General features: G+C 72.3%; 16 protein-coding genes. 6 read left to right on the plus strand and 10 right to left on the minus strand.

Annotation, left to right across the window (positions count from 1 at the left end; translation table 11 throughout):
• Nucleotides 1-128: 128 nt before the first annotated feature.
• Nucleotides 129-1157, minus strand: coding sequence for a DUF2278 family protein (locus ACFYW7_RS15810; protein ID WP_389502313.1), 1029 nt, complete (start codon nt 1155-1157; stop codon nt 129-131).
• A gap of 135 nt (nt 1158-1292) precedes the next feature.
• On the opposite strand from ACFYW7_RS15810, the gene ACFYW7_RS15815 reads away from it, so the two are divergent.
• Complete coding sequence (locus ACFYW7_RS15815) at nt 1293-1733, plus strand: SRPBCC family protein (RefSeq protein WP_389502315.1); 441 nt, start codon at nt 1293-1295, stop codon at nt 1731-1733.
• Between the two features lie 232 nt (nt 1734-1965).
• Here the strand turns inward: ACFYW7_RS15815 and ACFYW7_RS15820 are convergent, their stop codons facing one another.
• The 6 genes from ACFYW7_RS15820 to ACFYW7_RS15845 all read right to left on the minus strand — a co-directional run bounded on the left by ACFYW7_RS15820 (nt 1966) and on the right by ACFYW7_RS15845 (nt 10130).
• Nucleotides 1966-3141 carry a glycoside hydrolase family 6 protein gene (locus ACFYW7_RS15820; RefSeq protein WP_389502316.1) on the minus strand — a complete coding sequence of 392 codons (1176 nt, stop codon included), beginning with the start codon at nt 3139-3141 and terminating at the stop codon, nt 1966-1968.
• A 112-nt stretch (nt 3142-3253) separates the two neighbouring features.
• Nucleotides 3254-4408: an XdhC family protein gene (locus ACFYW7_RS15825; RefSeq protein ID WP_389502318.1), complete on the minus strand. Its 1155-nt coding sequence runs from the start codon at nt 4406-4408 to the stop codon at nt 3254-3256.
• Between the two features lie 70 nt (nt 4409-4478).
• The gene (locus ACFYW7_RS15830; RefSeq protein WP_389502320.1) at nt 4479-5936 is read right to left on the minus strand and encodes an NCS2 family permease; all 1458 of its coding nucleotides are present in this window, start codon (nt 5934-5936) and stop codon (nt 4479-4481) included.
• A 302-nt stretch (nt 5937-6238) separates the two neighbouring features.
• Complete coding sequence (locus ACFYW7_RS15835; RefSeq protein WP_389502322.1) at nt 6239-8626, minus strand: xanthine dehydrogenase family protein molybdopterin-binding subunit; 2388 nt, start codon at nt 8624-8626, stop codon at nt 6239-6241.
• 2 nt (nt 8627-8628) lie between these two features.
• The gene (locus ACFYW7_RS15840; protein WP_389502733.1) at nt 8629-9231 is read right to left on the minus strand and encodes a (2Fe-2S)-binding protein; all 603 of its coding nucleotides are present in this window, start codon (nt 9229-9231) and stop codon (nt 8629-8631) included.
• Nucleotides 9231-10130 (minus strand): FAD binding domain-containing protein, encoded by a 900-nt coding sequence (locus ACFYW7_RS15845; protein WP_389502325.1) that lies wholly within the window; start codon nt 10128-10130, stop codon nt 9231-9233. Before ACFYW7_RS15845 ends, ACFYW7_RS15840 begins: the two co-directional genes overlap by 1 nt.
• Nucleotides 10131-10719: 589 nt before the next feature.
• On the opposite strand from ACFYW7_RS15845, the gene ACFYW7_RS15850 reads away from it, so the two are divergent.
• The gene (locus ACFYW7_RS15850) at nt 10720-12393 is read left to right on the plus strand and encodes a PucR family transcriptional regulator (RefSeq protein WP_389502328.1); all 1674 of its coding nucleotides are present in this window, start codon (nt 10720-10722) and stop codon (nt 12391-12393) included.
• Between the two features lie 135 nt (nt 12394-12528).
• Nucleotides 12529-13302, plus strand: a complete 774-nt coding sequence (locus ACFYW7_RS15855) for a hypothetical protein (protein WP_389502330.1) — start codon at nt 12529-12531, stop codon at nt 13300-13302.
• Between the two features lie 123 nt (nt 13303-13425).
• On the opposite strand, the gene ACFYW7_RS15860 is transcribed toward ACFYW7_RS15855, so the two are convergent.
• Together ACFYW7_RS15860 and ACFYW7_RS15865 are read right to left on the minus strand one after the other, a co-directional pair.
• Nucleotides 13426-14523 carry a MerR family DNA-binding transcriptional regulator gene (locus tag ACFYW7_RS15860; RefSeq protein ID WP_389502735.1) on the minus strand — a complete coding sequence of 366 codons (1098 nt, stop codon included), beginning with the start codon at nt 14521-14523 and terminating at the stop codon, nt 13426-13428.
• Nucleotides 14524-14629: 106 nt separating this feature from the next.
• Nucleotides 14630-15682 carry an FCD domain-containing protein gene (locus ACFYW7_RS15865; RefSeq protein WP_389502332.1) on the minus strand — a complete coding sequence of 351 codons (1053 nt, stop codon included), beginning with the start codon at nt 15680-15682 and terminating at the stop codon, nt 14630-14632.
• 152 nt (nt 15683-15834) lie between these two features.
• On the opposite strand from ACFYW7_RS15865, the gene ACFYW7_RS15870 reads away from it, so the two are divergent.
• Together ACFYW7_RS15870 and ACFYW7_RS15875 are read left to right on the plus strand one after the other, a co-directional pair.
• The gene (locus tag ACFYW7_RS15870; RefSeq protein ID WP_389502334.1) at nt 15835-16731 is read left to right on the plus strand and encodes a (2Fe-2S)-binding protein; all 897 of its coding nucleotides are present in this window, start codon (nt 15835-15837) and stop codon (nt 16729-16731) included.
• 313 nt (nt 16732-17044) lie between these two features.
• Nucleotides 17045-18085 carry a DUF2637 domain-containing protein gene (locus ACFYW7_RS15875; protein WP_389502336.1) on the plus strand — a complete coding sequence of 347 codons (1041 nt, stop codon included), beginning with the start codon at nt 17045-17047 and terminating at the stop codon, nt 18083-18085.
• A 91-nt stretch (nt 18086-18176) separates the two neighbouring features.
• On the opposite strand, the gene ACFYW7_RS15880 is transcribed toward ACFYW7_RS15875, so the two are convergent.
• Entirely contained in the window at nt 18177-18575 is a 399-nt protein-coding gene (locus tag ACFYW7_RS15880) for an ATP-binding protein (protein ID WP_389502737.1), read from the minus strand.
• A gap of 270 nt (nt 18576-18845) precedes the next feature.
• On the opposite strand from ACFYW7_RS15880, the gene ACFYW7_RS15885 reads away from it, so the two are divergent.
• Nucleotides 18846-21857 carry an alpha-mannosidase gene (locus ACFYW7_RS15885; protein WP_389502338.1) on the plus strand — a complete coding sequence of 1004 codons (3012 nt, stop codon included), beginning with the start codon at nt 18846-18848 and terminating at the stop codon, nt 21855-21857.
• Nucleotides 21858-21911: the final 54 nt, after the last annotated feature.

The following is a 21911-nucleotide window of genomic DNA, read 5'->3' on the forward strand; positions in this document are numbered from 1 at the left end:
CACAAAGGAGTTGTGCGACAGCCGAGCGGACAGCGGATCTCGGCGGGAAGGGCTGCCGGGAGTCGCGATCCCCCGGCCGGTGGTGGGCGGGACGGCGCGGGACGGCGACGGCGTCCCGCGTACCCGCGTCAGAACACGACGGTCCAGCCTTCGCGTCGGGCCTGATCGGCGGTGTAGGAGACGCCGTGGACCTTCAGACCGTCGGCGTTCAGCAGGGTGATCCGGCCACCGCCGTTGCCCAGCTGGACGCCACCGGTCAGCGGCACCGACAGGCTCCCTCCCGCGGCCAGTGGCCCGTCCGGCACCGGGCACCTGTGGTCCAGTCGGTCGGCGAGGTGCCAGCCGGTGAGGTCGGGCGAGGCGTTGATGAGCGTCACGTTCTCGGATTCGGGGGCCGGCCCCCTGGGGTTGACCAGCGCCGCGACGATCCGCACCGGCTGCCCGCCGGGCTCGGGACGACCGCCTCCCCCTCCCCCTCCGTCGCCGTCGCCGTCGCCGGGGACGACGGAGTGTCCCGTGACGTCGTCCGTGTGCCAGGACTGGCTCTGGAAGGCGAGGAAGACGCCGACCCAGCGCGCCTGTGCCGGGAAGTGGATCAGCAGCCCGCCGTCCTGCCAGATCCCGTCGTCGCGCTGGAAGCGGGCGCTGTTGCCCTGGTTCATGTGGATGTCGTGCACACCGTTTCCGGGCAGGAAGCCGAAGACCTTGTCCCGGACGGCGGGTTCCGGGCCCCAGCGCTCGCCGAAGACGTACAGCGTGGCCCCCTGGCCGGCGACGGCACGGCGTACGTAGTGGTCGAGCAGGTCGGACAGGTCGTTGTCGGGGCCCTCCACGTCCGGCGGCAGCGTGCGCAGCCGCGCCGGATCGAAGAGGTTGCCGCGCACGAAGTCGAGGTTCGGGCCGCCGGGCCCCCCAGGCAGCTCGTTCCAGCCGGGGGCCAGGCCCTCCAGGCGCGCGGTGACCGGGTGCCGGAAGTCGTCGTCGAGCAGATAGAGCAGTTCGGACGGCCGCTCCTGCGACTTCACGTTGACGGCCACGCGGTAGTCCGTCCCCCGGTCGTCCGTCAGACGGATCTGGTGGTGCGGGGTGTCGAGGGAACCCTCCCGGCGGGTGTCGACGGCCCGTGCGACCAGTACTCCGTACGCCTTCAGCGGCATGGCGACCAACTCCCCCTGAGGGCGGCGACGTTGCTCGCCCCTTGAAACGAGGGTAGGACGGCGGCGCCCGAATTCATCCGGTTGCGGAAGAGTTCACGTTCCGTTCCACGGCCTCGGCGCGCCTACGATCCTGCCGTGGTCCTCTTCGTTCTGGAACGCGTGTCCCGGCACTCCGTCGCCGAGAGCTGGCGACGCATGACCGACTGGCCCCGGCACGCGGACGTCGTCCCGCTGACCCGGGTCACCGTGCGCACCCCGCCGCCGACGCGGGAGGGCACGGTCTTCGTGGCGCGGTCGGGGTTCGGCCCCCTCGCGTTCGACGACCCGATGGAGGTCGTCGTGTGGCGCCCGCCGCACGACGGGGGCCCGGGAACGTGCCGACTGGTCAAGCGCGGCACCTTCGTCACGGGCTGGGCCGAGATCGAGGTGCGCCCGGCGGACGGCGGCGGTTCGCGCGTGAGCTGGCGGGAGGACCTGAGCGTACGCGGGCTGCCCCGCCGGGCCGACCGGCCGCTGGGACGGTCGGCCCGGTGGATGTTCGGGCGGGCGATGGACGGGTTGCTGCGACGGGGGTGAGAGCCCGTCGTCCTGGGCGCGCGGACACGGGGCACGGGGCACGGGAACCCTGGGCACGGGAGTCCGGACGCGGGAGCCCGGCTCGCTGAACCCCCGCGCCCGATCACGGGTTTCCGCGTCGGGCGGGACGATGCCCGGGCGCCGGATCGACTCGCGCATGTCGCGCGCACGACACCCGGACACCCGGGCTCCCCTTTTCCGGACTCCCGGACTCCCGGACTTCCCGTCCGCGTCAATCCCCGGGCAGGACGGGGGGATTGGCGAACCGGACCAGTTCCACGGCCTGTTCCGGGAACCAGTCCCCCGCCTTCGGGTCGGCCGTGCCGCGCTCCGGGTCCTCGGGGCCCGCCGTCCCTCGCAGGCAGAGCCCGTCGGACTCACCGGGGGTCTTGATCCAGAGCCGGGCGTCCTGGAGCGGGTCACCCGTGCGCAGGGTGGGGCGGGCGCCGAGACCCCGGTCCGGCGGGTTGCACCAGTCCTGCGCGTCGGTGTACTTGCCCGCGGGCGGTGTCCAGGGCCCCTGACCGTTACGGCTGGAGTCCGTGATGAAGTGCTTCATCCGGGACGGAGGAGTCCGCACATGCGTGTCGAGCCAGGCCTGGGCGTCGGCCCGCGGCCACCACTGGTTCGGGCACTCGGCGACGGCACCGCCGCCGTCGACGTAGGCCAGGCAGGACGAAATCAGCTTCCCGTACCAGGAGTTGGCGTCGTCGGTGTGGTAGTTCGAGGCGTTGATGTAGAAGCCGGAGGCCCGTGCCACCCCGCCTTCGACCAGGCGCGGCACGATCGAGCCGACGGCGTGCCAGCCGGGATGCCCGGTGTCGAGGTAGACGCGGGTCCCGGACAGCGGCTCCAGGGTGTCGACCGCGTAGTTGACCTCGGCGTACCGCGCGGCTGTCTTCGTACCCTGCGCGTCGTCCTGGCCGCAGTCGGACGGCAGCAGGGCGAGGGCGTCGGGTTCGAGGGTCACGATCGCCTCGCCGCGCCCGATCCCCCGCGCCACCGCGTCGATCCACGCCTTGTACTGCGCGGTGTCCGCCGCCCCGCCCGCCGAGTAGTTGGAGCAGTCCCGGCCGGGGATGTCGTACAGGGCCAGCGCGGGCACGGCGTCCTCACGGCCCGCGTCGCGCACCACGTCGCGGACCAGTCGCTCCACCTGCGCGGGCGTCTGGTCGCCGAACCACACGGCCTGCGGGGTGTTCACCATCGTCAGGATCCCGGCCGCGTCACGGAACCTGCCGTCCCGGGCGAGCGAGAGGACCTGTCGGTACGCCGCCGGGTTGGGCTCCGGCACGTACAGGGACCGTCCGCGGCCCGCGGGCTCCGCGGCGTGCGCCGGAGGTACGGCGAAGAGGGCGGCCAGCCCGAGGGACAGAGCGGCCGACCAGATGGAGGTGCGTCGTCGCATACGGGTTCCACTCCTGGTTCGCCACGGTCACGGAGGACTTGCGGGAGCGCTCCCACAGGAGGGTCGCGGAGGGACATGCTCGCGTCAATACACCGCGCGGAAGAAGGAGCCCTCAGGCCACCGACCCGATCCGTCGCGGCGGAGCCGAGGACGGGTCGTGGTGGATCGGCGTGTGGGCCCCCGTCAGGGAGACCCCGCTTCCTCCGCGCCGGTGGGCCACGATCTCCGAGGCGATCGACAGGGCCGTCTCCTCGGGGGTGCGGGCGCCCAGGTCGAGGCCGATCGGGGACCTGAGGCGGGCCAGCTCCAGGTCGGTCACGCCCACTTCGCGCAACCGCGCCTGGCGGTCCAGGTGGGTGCGCCGGGAGCCCATGGCGCCGACGTACGCGACCGGGAGGCGCAGCGCGAGCCGGAGCAGCGGCACGTCGAACTTGGCGTCGTGGGTGAGGACGCACAGGACGGTGCGGGAGTCGACCTCCGTGCGCTCCAGGTAGCGGTGCGGCCATTCCACGACGATCTCGTCCGCTTCGGGGAAGCGGGCCGCCGTGGCGAAGACCGGGCGGGCGTCGCACACCGTGACGCGGTGGCCGAGGAACTTGCCCATGCGGACCAGTGCCGAGGCGAAGTCGATGGCCCCGAAGACGATCATGCGCGGCGGCGGGACCGACGACTCGACCAGGACCGTGAGCGGTACTCCGCAACGAGAGCCCTGCTCCCCGATCTCCAGGGTTCCGGTGCGGCCTGCGTCCAGTTGGGCCGCCGCCTCGCCGGCCACCGTCCGGTCCAGTTCGGGATGGGCGCCGAAGCCTCCCTCGTACGAGCCGTCGGGGCGCACGACGAGGGCGCGGCCCATCAGGTCGGCGGGCCCGCCCACGATCCGCGCGAGCGCCGCCGCCTCGCCGCGCGCGGCGCCGGTCAGCGCGGTCGCGAGCACCGCCCGGCGCGCGGTGTCCCGCGCGCGGACCGGGGTGACCAGGATGTCGATGACGCCGCCGCAGGTCAGTCCGACCGCGAAGGCGTCGTCGTCGTTGTATCCGAAGTGTTCGAGGACGGTCCCGCCGTCCTCCAGCGCCTGTACGCACAGTTCGTAGACCGCGCCTTCCACGCAACCGCCGGAGACCGAGCCGATCACCGTGCCGTCGGTGTCGACGGCGAGTGCGGCCCCGGGCTGGCGGGGCGCGCTCCCGCCGACCGCCACCACGGTGGCGACGGCGAAGTCGCGGCCCTGCTCGACCCACCGGTGCAGTTCTTCGGCGATGTCCAGCATCTCTCGGTCTCCTTGACGGCGGTTGCGTGGCGGAACGGCGGAACAGCGGTCGTGCGGAAGGAACCCGGCGTCAGTGGACGCCCATCCAGCTCTCGATCGGATGGAGCGCGAAGTAGACGAGGAAGACCACCGTCAGGCCCCACATGAAGGCCCCGATCTCCCGCGCCTTGCCCCGGGCGACCGTGATGGCGACATGACCGATCACGCCGGCCGCCACACCGGCGGTGATCGAGTAGGTGAACGGCATGATCACCACGGTCAGGAAGACCGGGATCGCCGTGGCGCGGTCGGCCCAGTCGACGTGGCGCGCGTTCGTCATCATCATGGCGCCGATGACCACCAGCGCCGCCGCCGCGACCTCGCCGGGGACGACGGCCGTGAGCGGGGTGAGGAAGAGGCAGGCCGCGAAGAGGAGTCCGGTGACGACGGCGGAGAGACCCGTGCGGGCGCCCTCGCCGACGCCGGTCGCCGACTCGACGAAGACCGTCTGCCCGGAGGCGCCGGCCACCCCGCCGACCGCACCGCCCGCGCCGTCGACGAACAGCGCCTTCGACAGTCCCGGCATCCGGCCCTGGGCGTCGGCCAGTCCGGCCTCGGTGCCGACGCCGATGACGGTGGCCATCGCGTCGAAGAACCCGGCGAGCACGAGGGTGAAGACGATCATGCCGACCGTCATCGCGCCGACCTGGCCCCAGCCGCCGAACTCGACCTTCCCGAAGAGCGAGAAGTCCGGCATCGACACCACGCCGCCGTGCAGTTCGGGAGCGCCGCCGGCCCATTGGCCGGGGGCGATGACGCCGGCGGCGCTCAGGACCACCGAGACGACCGTGCCGGAGACGATGCCGACGAGGATCGCGCCGGGCACGCCGCGCGCCTGGAGCATGAAGATCAGCAACAGGGTGGCGGCGAAGAGCAGGACCGGCCAGCCGGCGAGTTCACCGGCCGGGCCGAGGGTGACCGGGGTCGCCTTGCCCTGGTGCACGAAACCGGCTTTGACCAGGCCGATCAGCGCGATGAACAGGCCGATGCCCATCGTGATGGCGTGTTTGAGCGCCGGCGGGATCGCGTTCATGACCATCTCTCGTAGCCCGGTGACGACCAGGAGCATGATGACCACGCCGTAGATCACGCACATGCCCATGGCCTGCGGCCAGGTCATCCGCGGGACGACCTGCGAGGAGAGCACGCCGGACACCGAGAGTCCGGCGGCGAGGGCGAGCGGCACCTTGCCGACGAACCCCATGAGCAGGGTGGTGAGGGCCGCCGCGAACGCGGTCGCGGTGATCAGCGCCTGCCGGCCGAGCACGTCCCCCACCACGTCCTTGCCGGACAGGACGAGGGGATTGAGGAGCAGGATGTACGCCATCGCCATGAAGGTGGTGACGCCGCCGCGCACCTCGCGCGCGATCGAACTCTCCCGCCGGGATATGTGGAAGTACCGGTCGAGCCAGGACCGTCCCGCCGGAACGCGGCTGCCCGCGTCCGCGTCCGCCGCGGTGGTCTTCGGCTCCAGTGACTGCTGGGTCATGTGGGCCTGCTCCCAAGGTTCAAAGGGGCACCCGCTCAGCCGTCTCGACGGCTGGTGGACCGCGCTCGCGGTTGCGGGATTTGGGAAGGGTGCTTCGGCCGTCCGGCCCGGGGGACGGCCCGGGACGGACGTGAAGGACTCTGGTGCTGTACGTGCGTGCCGGTCGCCGGCCGTCTTCCGCCGGTTCCGGAGGCCGTGAGCGGTACGGCGACCGGGTGTTCGGCGCTGCGGCGACCGGGTGTTCCGGGCCGCGCGGCGAAGGGTGACGTTCCCCGCGCCGCCCGGAGCGATCCGGCCGGCGCCTACGCGGTGCCCGTGAGGTGTTCGGGGCGTACCGGCGTCCGGTCGAGCTCCAGTCCCGTCGCGTTCCGGATCGCCGCGAGGACGGCCGGGGTGGACGACAGGGTCGGGGCCTCGCCGACGCCGCGGAGCCCGTACGGGGCGTGGTCGTCGGCGAGTTCGAGCACGTCGACGGGGATGGTCGGCGTGTCGAGGATGGTGGGGATCAGGTAGTCCGTGAAGGAGGGGTTGCGCACCTTCGCGGTCTTCGGGTCGACGATGATCTCCTCCATGACCGCGATGCCCAGTCCCTGGGTGGTACCACCCTGGATCTGGCCGATGACGGACAGCGGGTTGAGCGCCTTGCCGACGTCCTGGGCGCAGGCCAGTTCGATGACCTTGACCAGGCCGAGTTCGGTGTCCACCTCGACGACGGCGCGGTGCGCGGCGAAGGAGTACTGGACGTGGCCGTTGCCCTGCCCCGTGCGCAGGTCGAAGGCCTCGGTGGGGCGGTGGCGCCACTCGGCCTCGATCTCGACGGCCTCTCCTTCGAGCACGTCGGCGAGATCGGCGAGGACCTCGCCCGCGTCGGTGACGACCTTGCCGCCCTCCAGGAGGAGCTCCGCGGTGGCCCAAGCGGGGTGGTAGGTACCGAACTTGCGCCGGCCGAGTTCCAGGACCTTCTCCCGGACCAGCTCGCAGGAGTTCCTGACGGCGCCACCGGTGACGTACGTCTGACGCGAGGCGGACGTCGAACCGGCGCTGCCCACCCGGGTGTCGGCCGGCTGGATGGTCACCTGCGCGACGCCCAGCTCGGTGCGGGCGATCTGCGCGTGGACGGTGACCCCGCCCTGGCCGACCTCGGCCATCGCGGTGTGCACGGTGGCGACCGGTTCGCCGCCGACCACTTCCACGCGGACCCTGGCGGTCGAGTAGTCGTCGAAGCCTTCGGAGAAGCCGACGTTCTTGATGCCGACGGCGTACCCGACGCCGCGGACCACGCCTTCTCCGTGGGTGGTGTTGGAGAGGCCGCCGGGCAACTGCCGCACGTCGGCCTCCTCGCCGGCGGTGAGCCACTGCTGCTCGGGCGGGAGCGGCATCGCCTTGACGCGGCGCAGGAGTTCGGCGACCGGGGCGGGTGAGTCGACGCGCTGCCCGGTCGGCAGGAGCGAGCCCTGCTCCATCGCGTTGAGCTGACGGAACGCGACCCGGTCCATGCCCACCTCGTCGGCGAGCTTGTCCATCTGGGCCTCGTAGGCGAAGCACGCCTGGACCGCGCCGAAGCCGCGCATGGCGCCGCAGGGCGGGTTGTTGGTGTAGAGCGCGATCGCCTCGATGTCGACGTCGTCGACCACGTACGGGCCGACGCCGAGCGAGGAGGCGTTGCCGACGACCGCCGGGGAGGCCGACGCGTAGGCGCCGCCGTCGAGGACGATGCGCGCCCTCACGTGGGTCAACCTGCCGTCCTTGGTGGCCCCGTGCTCGTAGGAGAGCTTGGCGGGGTGGCGGTGGACGTGTCCGAAGAAGGACTCGAAACGGTTGTAGACGATCTTGACGGGCTTTCCGGTGCGCAGTGCGAGCAGACAGGCGTGGATCTGCATCGACAGGTCCTCGCGGCCGCCGAACGCGCCGCCCACGCCGGAGAGCGTCATCCGGACCTTGTCCTCGGGCAGTCCGAGCACCGGGGCGATCTGGCGCAGGTCGGAGTGCAGCCACTGGGTGGCGATGTAGAGCTCGACGCCGCCGTCCTCCGAGGGCACGGCGAGGCCGGACTCGGGGCCGAGGAAGGCCTGGTCCTGCATCCCGAAGGTGTACTCGCCCCGGACGACGAAGTCGGCCTTCCTCGCGGCCTCTTCGGCGTCGCCGCGGACGATCGGCTGGCGGTGCACGATGTTCGGGTGCGGGACGTGCCCGATGTGGTGGTCGTCGCGGTTCTCGTGGACCAGGACCGCGCCCGGCGCGGTCGCGGACGCCTCGTCCGTGATGACGGGCAGCTCCCGGTACTCGACCTTGATCTTGGCCGCGGCGCGGCGCGCGGTCTCCGGGTGGTCGGCGGCGACGATGGCGACCGGCTCGCCGTGGTGGCGCACCTTGCCGTGCGCGAGGACCGGGGTGTCCTGGATCTCCAGGCCGTAGTTGCGTACGTCGGTGGGCAGGTCGTCGTAGGTCATGACGGCGTACACCCCGGGCTGCGCGAGGGCCTCGGAGGTGTCGATGGACACGATCTCGGCGTGCGCGACCGGGGAACGCAAGATCTGGCCCCACAGCATGTCCTCGTGCCACATGTCGGAGGAGTACGCGAACTCTCCGGTGACCTTGAGGGTGCCGTCGGGGCGGAGCGTCGACTCCCCGACGCCGCCCTTCGTCCGGGAGCCCTGGGTGATGTTCGTGGGTGTGCCGGTCGTTCCCATGGTCAGACCGCCTCGGACTGCCGTGCGGCCGCCAGGCGGACCGCGTCCATGATCTTCTCGTAGCCGGTGCAGCGGCACAGGTTGCCCGACAGCGCCTCACGGATGTCCGCGTCGGTCGGGTTCGGGGTGCGTTCCAGCATCTCGTCCGCGGCGACCAGCAGACCCGGGGTGCAGAATCCGCACTGGACGGCTCCGGCGTCGATGAACGCCTGCTGGATCGGGGAGAGTTCGGTGCCCTCACCGGTCTGCGAGTCGTGCCCCTCCGCCGCCCAGTGCTGGGCCTGGTCGAGCGAAGTGCCCTCATCCCGCGGGCTGTCGCAGGAGCCGGTGGCGCAACCGCCGCGCTCCGCACGCTGCTTGGCGAAGTCGGCGAGCCCCTCGACGGTGACGACCTCGCGGCCCTCGACCTGCCCCGCGGCCACCAGGCACGAACAGACCGGCACGCCGTCCAGACGGACGGTGCAGGAGCCGCATTCGCCCTGCTCGCAGGCGTTCTTGGAGCCGGGCAGGCCCATGCGCTCGCGCAGGACGTACAGCAGGCTCTCGCCCTCCCAGACGTCGTCGGCCTCCTGCCTGCGGCCGTTGACCGTGAAATTGACGCGCATCACGCGACACTCCCCTTCTGCTGCGTCCGGCCGTCGGTGCCGCGGTAGGACTCCCAGGTCCAGGTGAGGGTGCGGCGGGCCATGATGCCGACCGCGTGGCGGCGGTAGCTCGCCGTGCCCCGGACGTCGTCGATCGGGTTGCAGGCCGCGGCGCACAGGTCCGCGAACTGCTTGGCGACGGACGGGGTGATGATCTTTCCGTTGTCCCAGAAGCCGCCCTCGTCGAGCGCCGCGTTCAGGAACTCCTCGGCGGTCCTGGCGCGGACCGGGGTGGGCGCGGCCGAGCCGATGCCGGTGCGGACGGTACGGGTCTCGGGGTGCAGGGCCAGGCCGAAGGCGCAGACCGCGATGACCATCGCGTTGCGGGTGCCGACCTTCGAGTACTGCTGGGGTCCGTCCGCCTTCTTGATGTGGACGGCGCGGATCAGCTCGTCGGGCGCGAGCGCGTTGCGCTTCACGCCGGTGTAGAAGTCGTCGATCGGGATCAGCCGTGAGCCGCGCACCGACTCGGCCTCGACCTCGGCGCCCGCCGCCAGGAGGGCGGGGTGGGCGTCGCCGGCCGGGGAGGCGGTACCGAGGTTGCCGCCGACGCCGCCGCGGTTGCGGATCTGCGGGGAGGCCACCGTGTGGGAGGCGAGGGCCAGGCCGGGGAGCTCGGCGCGCAGGTCCTCCATGATCCGGGTGTACGGGACGGAGGCGCCCAGTCGCACGCTGTCCTCGCCCACCTCCCACTCGTTCAGCTCATCGACACGGTTCAGGTCGAGCAGGAACTCGGGCCGGCGGTGGTCGAAGTTGATCTCGACCATCACGTCGGTACCACCCGCGATCGGCACTGCGGTGGGGTGCTCGGCCTTGGCGGCGAGCGCCTCCTCCCAGGTGGCGGGGCGAAGGAAGTCCATGAGTGGCTCTCTTCATTCGTTTCGTGGGTCGTTCTGATCAAGCCAGATCGAGTGCGGCGAGCCCGGCTGATTCATGAGGTGTCTGCACGGAATGAGGTCAGTACACAGCCGCGTCCTGCACCGGGGTCAGTCACCGAAACCATGAACGAGTTGGCTGGCCAGCGCGCGCATCTTGTAGATTCGTATGAACAGAGGCCATCGGCAACCTCTTCGTTTTCCTCTGGAAACAGACGGGACAGCCCTCTGGAAACAGACGGGACAGTCCTCCGGAAACAGACGGACGCCCCACTGGGAACAGTCGGGCGGCCCTCCGTGAAAGCGAGGGCACGATCCGTCGCGAAACAGAGGTGCCGGCCGCTGTTCGCGAAAGCACGGTCCCTGGAATCAGGGAGCACAGCCGCTGAGAACAGCCGGCGGTGCTCTCGAACGCCCGGGGCACGGGCCCAAGGGGCCGGGAGCGCCGGCCCCCGGAACCCCGGGGCAGGCTCCTCGGAGCCCACGGACCCGGTCTCCGGAGCCGGGGGCCCGCTCTCGGGCCCCCACCACTGAACCATCGTAGATTTCGAGACAACGAACGGCGGCGACGAGAATGCGGCTGCGCGCACTGCTGGACACCGACGCGCTGGGCCTGCGGCTGCTCGGCGGTGAGGACGAGCTCACCCGCACCGTACGCGGTGTGATGACCACCGACCTCAAGGACCCGAGCCGCTACCTGTCGGGCGGCGAGCTGGTGCTCACCGGCCTCGCCTGGCGGCACGACGCCGAGGACTCCGAGCCGTTCGTCCGCATCCTCGCGAGCGCCGGGGTCGCCGCCCTGGCCGCGGGTGAGGCGGAGCTCGGCGACATCCCCGACGACCTGATCCTGGCCTGCGCCCGGCACCGGCTGCCGCTGTTCGCCGTGAACGAGTCGGTGGCCTTCGCCACGATCACCGAGCACGTGGTGCGCCAGGTGTCGGGCGAGCGCGCCGGGGATCTGGCCGCCGTGGTGGACCGGCACCGGCGGATGATGACCTCGGGCCCGGCGGGCGGCGGGCCCGACGTGGTCCTCGACCTGCTCGGCACCGACCTCGACCTGCGCGCCTGGGTCCTCTCGCCCGCCGGACGGGCCATCGCGGGCTCGAAGGTCGCGGGCGACGCGCTGCCCGCCGACACCCGCGCCACGCTGGCCGCCGAGCATCTGGCGGCGGCCCGCACCGGGCGCCGGGGACCGCACCGGGTGACGGTGGGCCCGGCGACGTACTCGCTCTTCCCGATCGGCTCGTCCGCGCGGGCCGCGGGCTCCTCCCGGGACGTGCGGCAGACCGTGCTCTCCGACTGGCTGCTCGCGGTCGAGGCGGACGCCGGGGAATGGCCCGAGGAGCGGCTCGACCTGCTCCAGGGCGTCACCCAGCTGATCGCGGTGGAGCGGGACCGGCGGGACGCGGCGCGCACGGTGCGGCGACGGCTCGCGCAGGAGGTGCTGGAGCTCGTCCAGGCCGGCGCGGCACCCGCCGAGATCGCGGCGCGGCTGCGGGTCGCGGCCCCGGTGCTGCTGCCCGGCCTGGGCTCGGCCCCGCACTGGCAGGTCGTGGTGGCGAGCGTCGAGTGGGACGGCGCCGGCATCGACGGCGGTCCCGTCGCCCAGGCGCTGCTGGAGGAGATCCTCGTGGACCCGCTGTCGCCGGGGCCGGAGCACTCCGACCGGATCGCGGTAGCTCACACGGGTGACGAAGCGGTCGCGCTCGTCCCCCTTCCGGCTGTACCGGCGGACGAGGGCGGCCCCGAGCCGGGCCTGGTCGCCGACACCCTGCTGGCGGCCGTACGGGATCCGCTGTCGGCCGGCCTGAACGACGACGGGCGGCTCACCTTCGGCGTCAGCGCCGCCGTGCACTCGGCGGAGGGGCTGCGCGGCGCCCTGGAGGAGGCCCGGCACGCCCGCCGGGTCGCCGCGGCACGCCCCGGGCGGGTCTGCGCGGCCGGACACCAGGAGCTGGCCTCGCACGTCCTGCTGCTGCCCTTCGTCCCGGACGACGTCCGCCGGGCCTTCACCGCCCGCCTCCTCGACCCCCTGCGGGAGTACGACCGCCGCCACCGCGCGGAGCTGATCCCGACCCTGGAGGCGTTCCTGGACTGCGACGGCTCCTGGACGCGCTGCGCCGCCCGGCTGCACCTCCACGTCAACACACTGCGCTACCGCGTCGGCCGCATCGAACAGTTGACGAGTCGTGATCTGTCACGCCTTGAGGACAAGTTGGACTTCTTCCTGGCACTGCGGATGAGTTGACCTCAGGGGCCCCGCGCGGGCCGCGCGCATCCTATGACTTTGTGAAATCCTTCACCCACCCTCTTGGCCGGGCCCGGTGATCCGTGCTGAGATGCCACCACTCAACAGCTCAATGGTGTGCTCGGGGAGGGCAACGTGGCGCATACCGCCATGTCTGGTTCCGGAACGACTGCAGGGGACGATCCACTCCAGACCGCGGTATGGCGGCTGCGCTCGCGCGCCTGCTGGGCCGACGCGGCGGCGCTGCTCAAACCGCACACCGCGGCCCCGGCGCTCCAGAGAGCGTCACTGCTCGTCGAACGCTGCCTCTACACCGAGCAGGGCTGGGCCGAGGCCGAGGACGCGCTGCGCACCGCGGAGGCACTCGCGCAGACCGACGAGGAGCGGGGTGCGGCGGCCTGCGAGCGAGGACAACTCGCCTATGCCGCCACCCTGTTGAGAGTCCGCGACCGGGCCGACGAGGCGCGTGCGGCACTCGGCCGGGCCGCGGCGCTGCTCGCGCCGGGCGCGCCCGGACGGGCCCTGCTGGACTTCCGGCGCGGTCTGCTCGCCGAGAACCTCGCCCACGCCCCGCAGGCCGCCCGCGCCGCGTACCGGCGGGCGCACGCCGGGGCGACGGCCCAGAACGATCCCCTGCTGCTGTCCTTCACCTGGCGCCACCTCGCCGGACTCGCCCTGCGCGAAGGGGAGTTGGCCGAGGCCAGGCACGGTTTCGCCGAGTCCCTCAGGATCCGCGAGGAGTTGGGATATCTGGTCGGTACGGCCCCCGCGCTGGCCTCACTGGCCGACGCCGAGGCGGAGCCGGAGGCGTCGCGGCTGCGCGCGGAGGCGGGACGGCTGTTCCGGCTGCTCGGCGGCGTCCCCATCTGGCTCGCCGACCAACTGGCCCCACCCGCCGCGACGGCCTGACCGCGTACGGGCGGGCCCGCACCCCGCCCGCCCGTACGGCCAGCCGTAGACCCGTCCACGCGTCCGGCGTCCGGCGTCCGGCGTCCGGCGCCCGGCGTCCGGCGCCCGGCGCCCGGCGCCCGTTCAAGATACGAGCAGACGGAGGCCGAGATCCGCCGCGTCGAGGTCTGCGAGGTCGCTGTTGCGTTCGGCCCACCGGCCGGAGTCGAGGTCGTCGCCGAGGCTTCGCACCGCCCGCCGCTCGGCCTCCGGCCCGACCCTCGTCCACACCGACATCGCACGGCGCACGTGATCCTCCAGATACGCCCCCGGTCGGCGCCAGTACGCCTCGAACAGGCCGTCGGCGCAGTCCCACGGGACGGGTACCGGCTCAGCGCGGGCGCCGATCGCGCCGGCCATCCCGGCAAGCGAGGGAAATCCCGCGAGGACGGCGGCGAACTCGGGCAGGTAGTCGCGGGTGAGCCAGAACCGGTCCTGCCATCCGGGCTCGTCGGTGTCGAACGTGAGCACCACCACGCGGCGGGCCACACGCCGCATCTCGCGCAGCCCCGCTATCGGGTCCCCCCAGTGGTGAACGGTGGAGACGGCCATCGCGGCGTCGAAGGAGCGGTCCCCGAACGGCAGGCTCTCCGCGGCGGCGGCCACGCACGGCGCCGCGCCGGCGGGCCGCTGCCCCCGCATGACCGCGGACGGCTCCACCGCGGTCACGTCACGATCAGCGGGTTCGTAGGAACCGGTGCCGGCCCCGACGTTCAGCACCGTCCGCGCGTCCCCGAGCGCGTCCAGGATCTGCGCGGCGATCCGCGGCTCGGTACGCCGTGTCGCGGTGTAAGCACCGCCGATCGCGTCGTACAGCCGTGCGCCGAGCATCTCCAGTTGCTCCTCCGGCGTCACCTTCAGTCCCTTCGCCCGTGCCTCGAGTTCCCTGTCGATGGCCGCCACCATGGCGTCAGCACGATCACGCCGCTCCAGCAGCAGGCCGCGCAGCCGCCGCAGGTGCGCGACCGCGTCGGTGGACGGGTCACCGACCAGTTCCGCGACCTCCCGCAGACCGAAGCCCAGACGCCGGTAGGCCAGTGCCTCCCTGAGCCGCTCCACGTCGCCCGCCGAGTAGGCCCGGTACCCGGCCGCGGTCCGCGCCGACGGACGCACGAGCCCGATCTCGTCGTAGTGATGCAGCGTGCGGACGCTCACGTCGGCCAGTTCGGCCACGCGTCCCACGGTCCAGTGATCCTCCACGGCACCGACTGTGCGGCCTGACGTCACGTGAGGGTCAAGAGCCGCGCCCACGGCAGCCGGAGCATCCCGGCCCGGACGGCACGGAGCGTCAGGACGCGCCCGTGAAGTGCTCCCGCACCAGGGACTGGACGACCGTCAGGTCCTCGGCGATCAACGCGTCCAGCAGCGCGGTGTGTTCGGCGGCGTCGGCGATCAGGTCGGCGCGGCCCCGGGAGACGGGACCGCCGACGAGGGGCAGCTGGGCGCGGCGGTGCAGGTCGTCGGCGATGCGCACCAACTGCGCGTTGCCCGCGAGGGCGAGGACCGCGCGGTGGAAGGACCGGTCGGACTCCGCGTAGGTCGCGCGGCAGCCCGAGGAGGCCGCCCGCACGGTGGCCTCGGCGAGCGGTCGCAGTTCGGCCCAACGCGCGGCGGGCACGGTGCGTGCGAGCCGGAGCATCACCGGGACCTCGATCAGGCCCCGTATCTCGGCGAGTTCGGCCAGTTCCCGGGTGCCGCGCTCGATGACGCGGAAACCACGGTTGGGGACGACCTCGACGGCGCCTTCGAGGGCGAGCTGCTGCATCGCCTCGCGGACCGGTGTCGCGGACACTCCGAAGCGGTCCCCCAGCGCGGGCGCCGAGTACACCTCGCCGGGCGCGAGTTCACCGGTGACGAGCGCGGTGCGCAGCGCGTCGAGGATCTGCCCGCGCACGGAGGCGCGCTGCACGACGGGCCGGGCGACCTCGGTCCGTACCGCGGGACGGGGCGTGTCGACGGGCCGCGAGGGACGAACGTTCTCGGGGTGTGCCGGTCGAGCGTTCTCCACGCCCGCGGGGCGGACACTCTCGGCGCGCCCGACGGCGCGGGCGTCGTCCGTGCGCGCGGCCGGGCGGGCGCCCTCGGGGTGAGGGCCGGGGATCGGCACCTCGCTGTGCGTGTGCTCCCCGCGCGCCGAGGCCATGACGGGGCCGCCGCTCCGTCCGGCACCCGGCTCGGCGTCCGGCCCGGCGCCCTCTCCCGGGATGCCCTGAGGAGCCTTCCTGGGCCGCCCCGCGTCCTCGGCACCCGGCTGCGGCGGAACCCGGAAGGCTCCCGTGCGGGTCTCCGGATGCCACGCCTCGGCGGAGGGGTGCGCACTGCGCGGACCGGCCTGCTCCACGGGGTCCTCCTCCGGCTGGTGGTACTGGGGTCATGGCGTCGGTTGTTACTCGTCCGTCAAGCACGATAGGCGCACACGGGCCGAGTTCAAACACCCACAACGAAGGGTAAGGTAAGGCTTACCTGCCAACGATCGTGAAGCGATGGTTCCGCATGTCCGCTCCCGCCCCGTCCGCCGGTACCGTCACGGACGCCCCGGCCGCCCCCGGCGCGCCGACCGCCGTGTCGCCCGTGGCGGAGGCGTACGCGCGGCTGAGCGAGGCCTTCCCGGACCTGACCGTCACGGAACTGGGCACGACGGAAGAGGCCCCGCGCGGCCAGGGTTGGGCCTCCGCCGCCGGGCTCGCCGCGGCCGGGCCCGAGCTCGACGCGTTCCTCGCCTGGGACGAGGCGCAGGTGCTCCGGGACTACGGACAGCCGGGGCGGCCGGACGTCGTCGCCGGGTTCGGACTGCACCGGTACGCCTGGCCGGCCTGCCTGCTGATCACCGTGCCGTGGTTCCTGTCACGCCGGGTCCCCCGCCTGCCTGTGGAGCACGTCACATACGAGCGCGAGCTCGGCCGGATGGCCGTCCGCGTGACCACGTTCGCCTGCCTGCCGGACGACCCGGCCGCGGCCCTGCCGGGCGCCAGGGTCGTACCGGACGAGGAGGCCCTGCGCACGGAGGTGCGGGCCGCGGTGGCCGAGCACCTGGAGCCGCTCCTCGGCGGCTTCGGGCCGCGGATGCGGCGGCGCGGCCGGGCCCTGTGGGGCATGGCCACCGACGAGGTGGTCGAGGGCCTCTGGTACGTCGCCGGGCTGTTCGGCGAGGAGCCGCGCGCGCGGCGCGAGCTCGACCTGCTGCTGCCCGGTTCCGCCTCGGCCCGGCCCTACGTCGGTTCGCCGGCCTTCCGCGAGCTGACCGGTCCCGACGGGGAGGCGCTGCCCACCCGCGACCGGGTGAGCTGCTGCCTCTTCTACACACTGGACCCCGCCGGCACCTGCGCCACCTGCCCGCGCACCTGTGACGCGGACCGGATCGCCCGGCTGACGGCCGCCGCCGCGAGGTGAGACTCCCCGGGCGAGCGCCGGTCCGTACGCGCCCCGGGAACGAAACGATCGAACACCGCCAGAGATCGTTCGGCGGGCGACAGGCGATTCACAATTTCCTCACTTGTCCCGGGAACTTTCCGCGGAACCATCCGTATGGGTACTCTTATTCGTACTCAACTCCCGTCCCTCGCGCGGCAGTTCGAGCAGAAAGTCGCCCTGCGCACCCCCTGGCACTCCCTTGGCGGCCTCTTGCCCCGAAACCCCCTGAGGGCCGACGTGATTGGGCCACTATGGCGGGCGTTACGCCCTATCCCAATGCAAGGGACCCCAGATGAGACTTACCGACATATCGCTGAACTGGCTGCTCCCGGGCGCCGTTCTGCTCCTGGGCCTGCTGGCGGCGGTGGCGGTGCTCGCGCGCGGCAAGCGGTCCGGGGACAGCACGAGCAGCGACGACTCGTGGGAACGCACCGAGGAGCGCCGCAGGCGTAAGGAAGCCATATACGGCACGGCCTCCTATGTTCTGTTGTTCTGCTGCGCAGCGGTCGCGGCGGCACTCTCCTTCCACGGCCTGGTCGGCTTCGGCGAGGAGAACCTCGGCCTCTCCGGCGGCTGGGAGTACCTCGTTCCGTTCGGCCTGGACGGCGCGGCCATGTTCTGTTCCGTCCTCGCCGTGCGCGAGGCCAGCCACGGTGACGCGGCACTCGGCTCCCGCATACTCGTGTGGACCTTCGCCGGTGCCGCCGCCTGGTTCAACTGGGTGCACGCGCCCCGGGGTATGGCCCACGCCGGTGCTCCGCAGTTCTTCGCGGGCATGTCCCTGTCGGCCGCCGTGCTGTTCGACCGGGCGCTGAAGCAGACCCGTCGTGCCGCGCTGCGCGAGCAGGGCCTGGTGCCGCGTCCGCTGCCGCAGATCCGTATGGTCCGCTGGCTGCGCGCGCCCCGTGAGACGTACAGCGCATGGTCGCTGATGCTCCTGGAGAACGTCCGCTCCCTGGACGAGGCCGTGGACGAGGTGCGCGAGGACCGGCGCCAGAAGGAGCAGAACCGGCTGCGCCGCCGGAACGAGCAGCGGGTCGAGCGCGCGCACCTGAAGGCGCTCAGCCGTGGTCACCGCGGCTTCGCCGGGCGCGGCGGAGCCCGGGAGCTGGAGACCGCGACCGTGGAGCGGGCGCCCGCTCCGGCCTCCGCGGAGCCTGCCATATCCACCGCGGAGCAGCTGCCCGTACGCTCGCGGCCCTCCCTCACCCCCGTCCGCAAGAGCACTGAGCCGATCACCGTCGACCTCACCACGGAGGACGACACGATGGCCCTGCCGCGGCTCGACTCCCTCGAGCGCAAGCTCAAGGATCTCGAGCAGCAGTTCGGCTGAGACCCGGATGCGCGCCCGGGTCACGGCCCGGGCGGCCCGGCCGGGGTTTCCGGCCGGGCCCGGACAGCACGAAATCGGCGGCGCGGTGTTCCTACACCGCGCCGCCGTTCAGTTCGAACCACACCGCCTTGCCCACGCCGTGGGCCCGTACCCCCCACGCGTCCGCCAGGGACTGGACGAGGACGAGACCTCTGCCGTGCGTACCGTCGTCGGCGTTCGGTACGCACAGTCTGGGCCTGCGGGCCACGAAGTCCCGGACCTCCACGCGCAGTCCGCGCGGTCCGACGGTCGCCGTCAGGACGGCGTCGTCGTCGGTGTGGATCAGTGCGTTGGTGACGAGCTCGCTGGTCAGCAGCTCGGCTGTCTCGGATGTTCCCGGCTTCCCCCACTGGCGTAAGAGCTCCCTCAGCGCCTTGCGCGCCTCGGGCACCCCCCGCAGATCCGCTTTGCCCAGCCGGCGCCGGAGTTGCGCGCCGCCCGGCCCGTCCATCGCCCCGTCGGACGCTTCCTCCACTGGATCGGTGGAGTAGGCCCCTCTGGTCATGGGACCACCTCCTGGTGCCTGCCTCGTCATGACCCCCGCCTGCGTGCCGATGTCGGATCCCCTCCATCTCGAACACGTTCACGGGAAGACATGCCCCATCGGGAACGTGACAGTCATGTCGAATCGTCAAGCACCGCCCGTACGGCCACGGGTGCGTGACGCCCGCGCGGGGAAGTGAAGGGTTGGACAGAGCCGTCCGAGCGCCGAGGAGCCGCCGTGCACGACGACCGTTCGCTGGTGGAGGCACGCCTGGAGCGCGCGCTGGGGCAGTTCCTGCGCCCCGCGCAGTACGCCGAACGGGTGCCCCTGGCGCTGTCCGTGTGGCACGTGCCGGGCGAGCCGGTGCCCGTCGACCAGGCTCTGCAGGCCTCCTACGAGCCGTTCACGACGGGCACGCCCTGGGGAAAGCCCTGGTCGACGAGCTGGTTCCGCGTGGAGGGCCGGGTCCCCGAGGAGTGGGCGGGTCGGCCGGTCGAGGTGGTGATCGACCCCGGGTTCACCGGGGACGGGCCCGGTTTCCAGGCCGAGGGACTGCTGTACGACGCCGCCGGCGTCCCCCTCAAGGGCATCCACCCGCGCAACCGCCATCTGAGGGTCGGGGCGCCGGCGAGGGGAGGCGAGGCGGTGCGCCTGCTGCTGGAGGCGGCGGCCAATCCCGCGGTCCTGCACGGCTTCGAGCCCACGCGTCTGGGAGACGTACGGACCGCCGGTGATCGGCCGATCTACCGATTCGCGGCTGCCGATCTCGCCGTACTCGACGAGGACGTGTGGCACCTGGTCCTCGACGTCGAGGTGCTCTCGGAGCTGATGCACGAACTGGACCCAGAGCGGCCGCGTCGGCACGAGATCCTGCGCGCGCTGGAGAGCATGCTCGACGCCCTCGATCTGCACGATGTCTCCGGCACCGCCGCCGCGGCCCGGTCCGAGCTGGCGGACGTGCTGTCGCGGCCCGCGTCGGCGAGCGCCCACCGCGTCTCCGCGACCGGGCACGCGCACATCGACTCGGCATGGCTGTGGCCGCTGCGCGAGACGGTCCGCAAGGCTTCCCGCACCTTCGCCAACGTCACCGCGCTGGCCTTGGACTATCCGGAACTGGTCTTCGCCTGTTCGCAGGCCCAGCAGTACGCCTGGGTCAAGGAGCACCAGTCGCACATCTGGGAACGCATCAAGAAGGCGGTGGAGCAGGGCACTTGGGCCCCGGTGGGTTCGATGTGGGTGGAGTCCGACGCCAACATGCCCGGGGGCGAGGCGCTGGCCCGGCAGATCGTGCACGGCAAGCGGTTCTTCCGGGAGGAGCTGGGTGTCGAGACCGAGGAGATCTGGCTTCCGGACTCCTTCGGCTACACGGCCGCCTTCCCGCAGCTGGCGAAACTCGCCGGGGTCCGCTGGTTCCTCACCCAGAAACTCAGCTGGAACCAGTCCAACAGGATGCCCCACCACACCTTCTGGTGGGAGGGCATCGACGGCACCCGGGTCTTCACGCACTTCCCGCCAGTCGACACCTACAACTCGCAGTTCCACGGCCGTGAACTCGCCCACGCGGAAAGCAACTTCGCGGAGAAGGGCCGGGCCACCCGTTCTCTCGTGCCGTTCGGCTGGGGCGACGGCGGGGGCGGTCCGACCCGCGAAATGCTGGAACGCGCCCGGCGGTTGAGGTCCCTGGAGGGCTCACCGCGCGTCGAGATCGAGAAGCCGTCGGCGTTCTTCGCCGCCGCCGAGGAGGAGTACGCGGCCCACGCGCCGGTGTGGTCGGGTGAGCTCTACCTGGAGCTGCACCGGGGCACCTACACCACGCAGGCCAAGACCAAGCAGGGCAACCGGCGTTCGGAACACGCGCTGCGCGAGGCCGAGTTGTGGTGTGCCACGGCGGCCGTACGCGAACCGTCCTACAGCTACCCCCACGACGACCTCGACCGGCTGTGGAAGACGGTCCTGCTGCACCAGTTCCACGACATCCTGCCCGGCTCGTCGATCGCCTGGGTGCACCGGGAGGCCCGGGAGACGTACGCGCGGGTGCTCGCGGAGCTGGAGCGGATCACGGCGGAGGCGGTACACGCCCTGGGGTCCGGCCCGGCAGCGGTGCTGAACCCCTCCCCGTACGAGCGCACCGAGGTGGTCGGGGACGTCCTGGTGACCGTGCCGGGCCTGGGCGGCGCCGCCGTGCGGCCCGGGGCCGTCCAAGAGGTGCGGGCCGAACAGGCCGACGGTGAGATCGTGCTGGAGAACGACCGGCTCCGGGTGCGGATCGACGGCGACGGGCTGCTGGCCTCCGTACGGGATCTCGCGCACGGCCGGGAGGTGTTGTGCGGCCGGGGCAATCTGCTCCAGCTCCACCCCGACCACCCCAACGCGTGGGACGCCTGGGACATCGACCGGCACTACCGGCGCACCCGTACGGACCTGACGGCCGTGGAGTCGGTGGAACTCGTGGAGAGCGGACCGCTGCGGGCGACCGTGCGCGTCACCCGCGTCTTCGGCTCCTCCCGCATCACCCAGGAGATCCGTCTGACCGCCGCGAGCCGTCGCGTGGACATCGTCACCGAGGTCGACTGGCAGGAGTCGGAGAAGGTCCTCAAAGCCGCTTTCCCGCTCGACGTCCAGGCCGAACGGTCCGCCGCCGAGATCCAGTTCGGGCACGTCCACCGCCCGACCCACGTCAACACCGGTTGGGACGCGGCCCGTTTCGAGATCTGCGCCCACCGCTGGCTGCGGGTCGCCGAGGAGTCGTACGGCGTCGCGGTGCTCAACGACTCGACGTACGGCCATGACGTGACCCGCACACCGCACCCCGAGGGCCTCGGCACGACCGTGCGCCTGACCCTGCTGCGCGCCCCGCACAGTCCGGACCCGGAGACCGATCTCGGAACGCACCGGTTCACGTACTCGCTCCTTCCGGGGGCGGGAGTGGGAGACGCCGTGGCCGAGGGCCTCGCGCTCAACCTGCCGCTGCGGCAGGCCGCGGTGACGGTGCCGGAACCGCTGGTGCGGGTGGACCACCCGGCCGTCACCGTCGAGTCGGTCAAACTCGCGGAGGACCGCAGCGGTGACGTGGTCGTGCGGCTGTACGAATCCCGGGGCGGACGCGCCCGCGCGACGGTCACCGCGGGGTTCCCCGTCTCCCGGGCCGAGGTGACCGACCTCCTGGAACGACCGCTGCGCGAAGCCCCCTCGGAGATCGAACTCCGCCCCTTCCAGATCCTCACCCTGCGGCTGAGGCCGGCCGGCTAGTGCCGCCTTCACGCGTCCGACACATCTCCCGCGAATCCCACCCTTCAGACCTGG

Origin of the sequence: Streptomyces sp. NPDC002580 (genome assembly GCF_042889485.1) — a bacterium.
GTDB lineage: Bacteria > Actinomycetota > Actinomycetes > Streptomycetales > Streptomycetaceae > Streptomyces.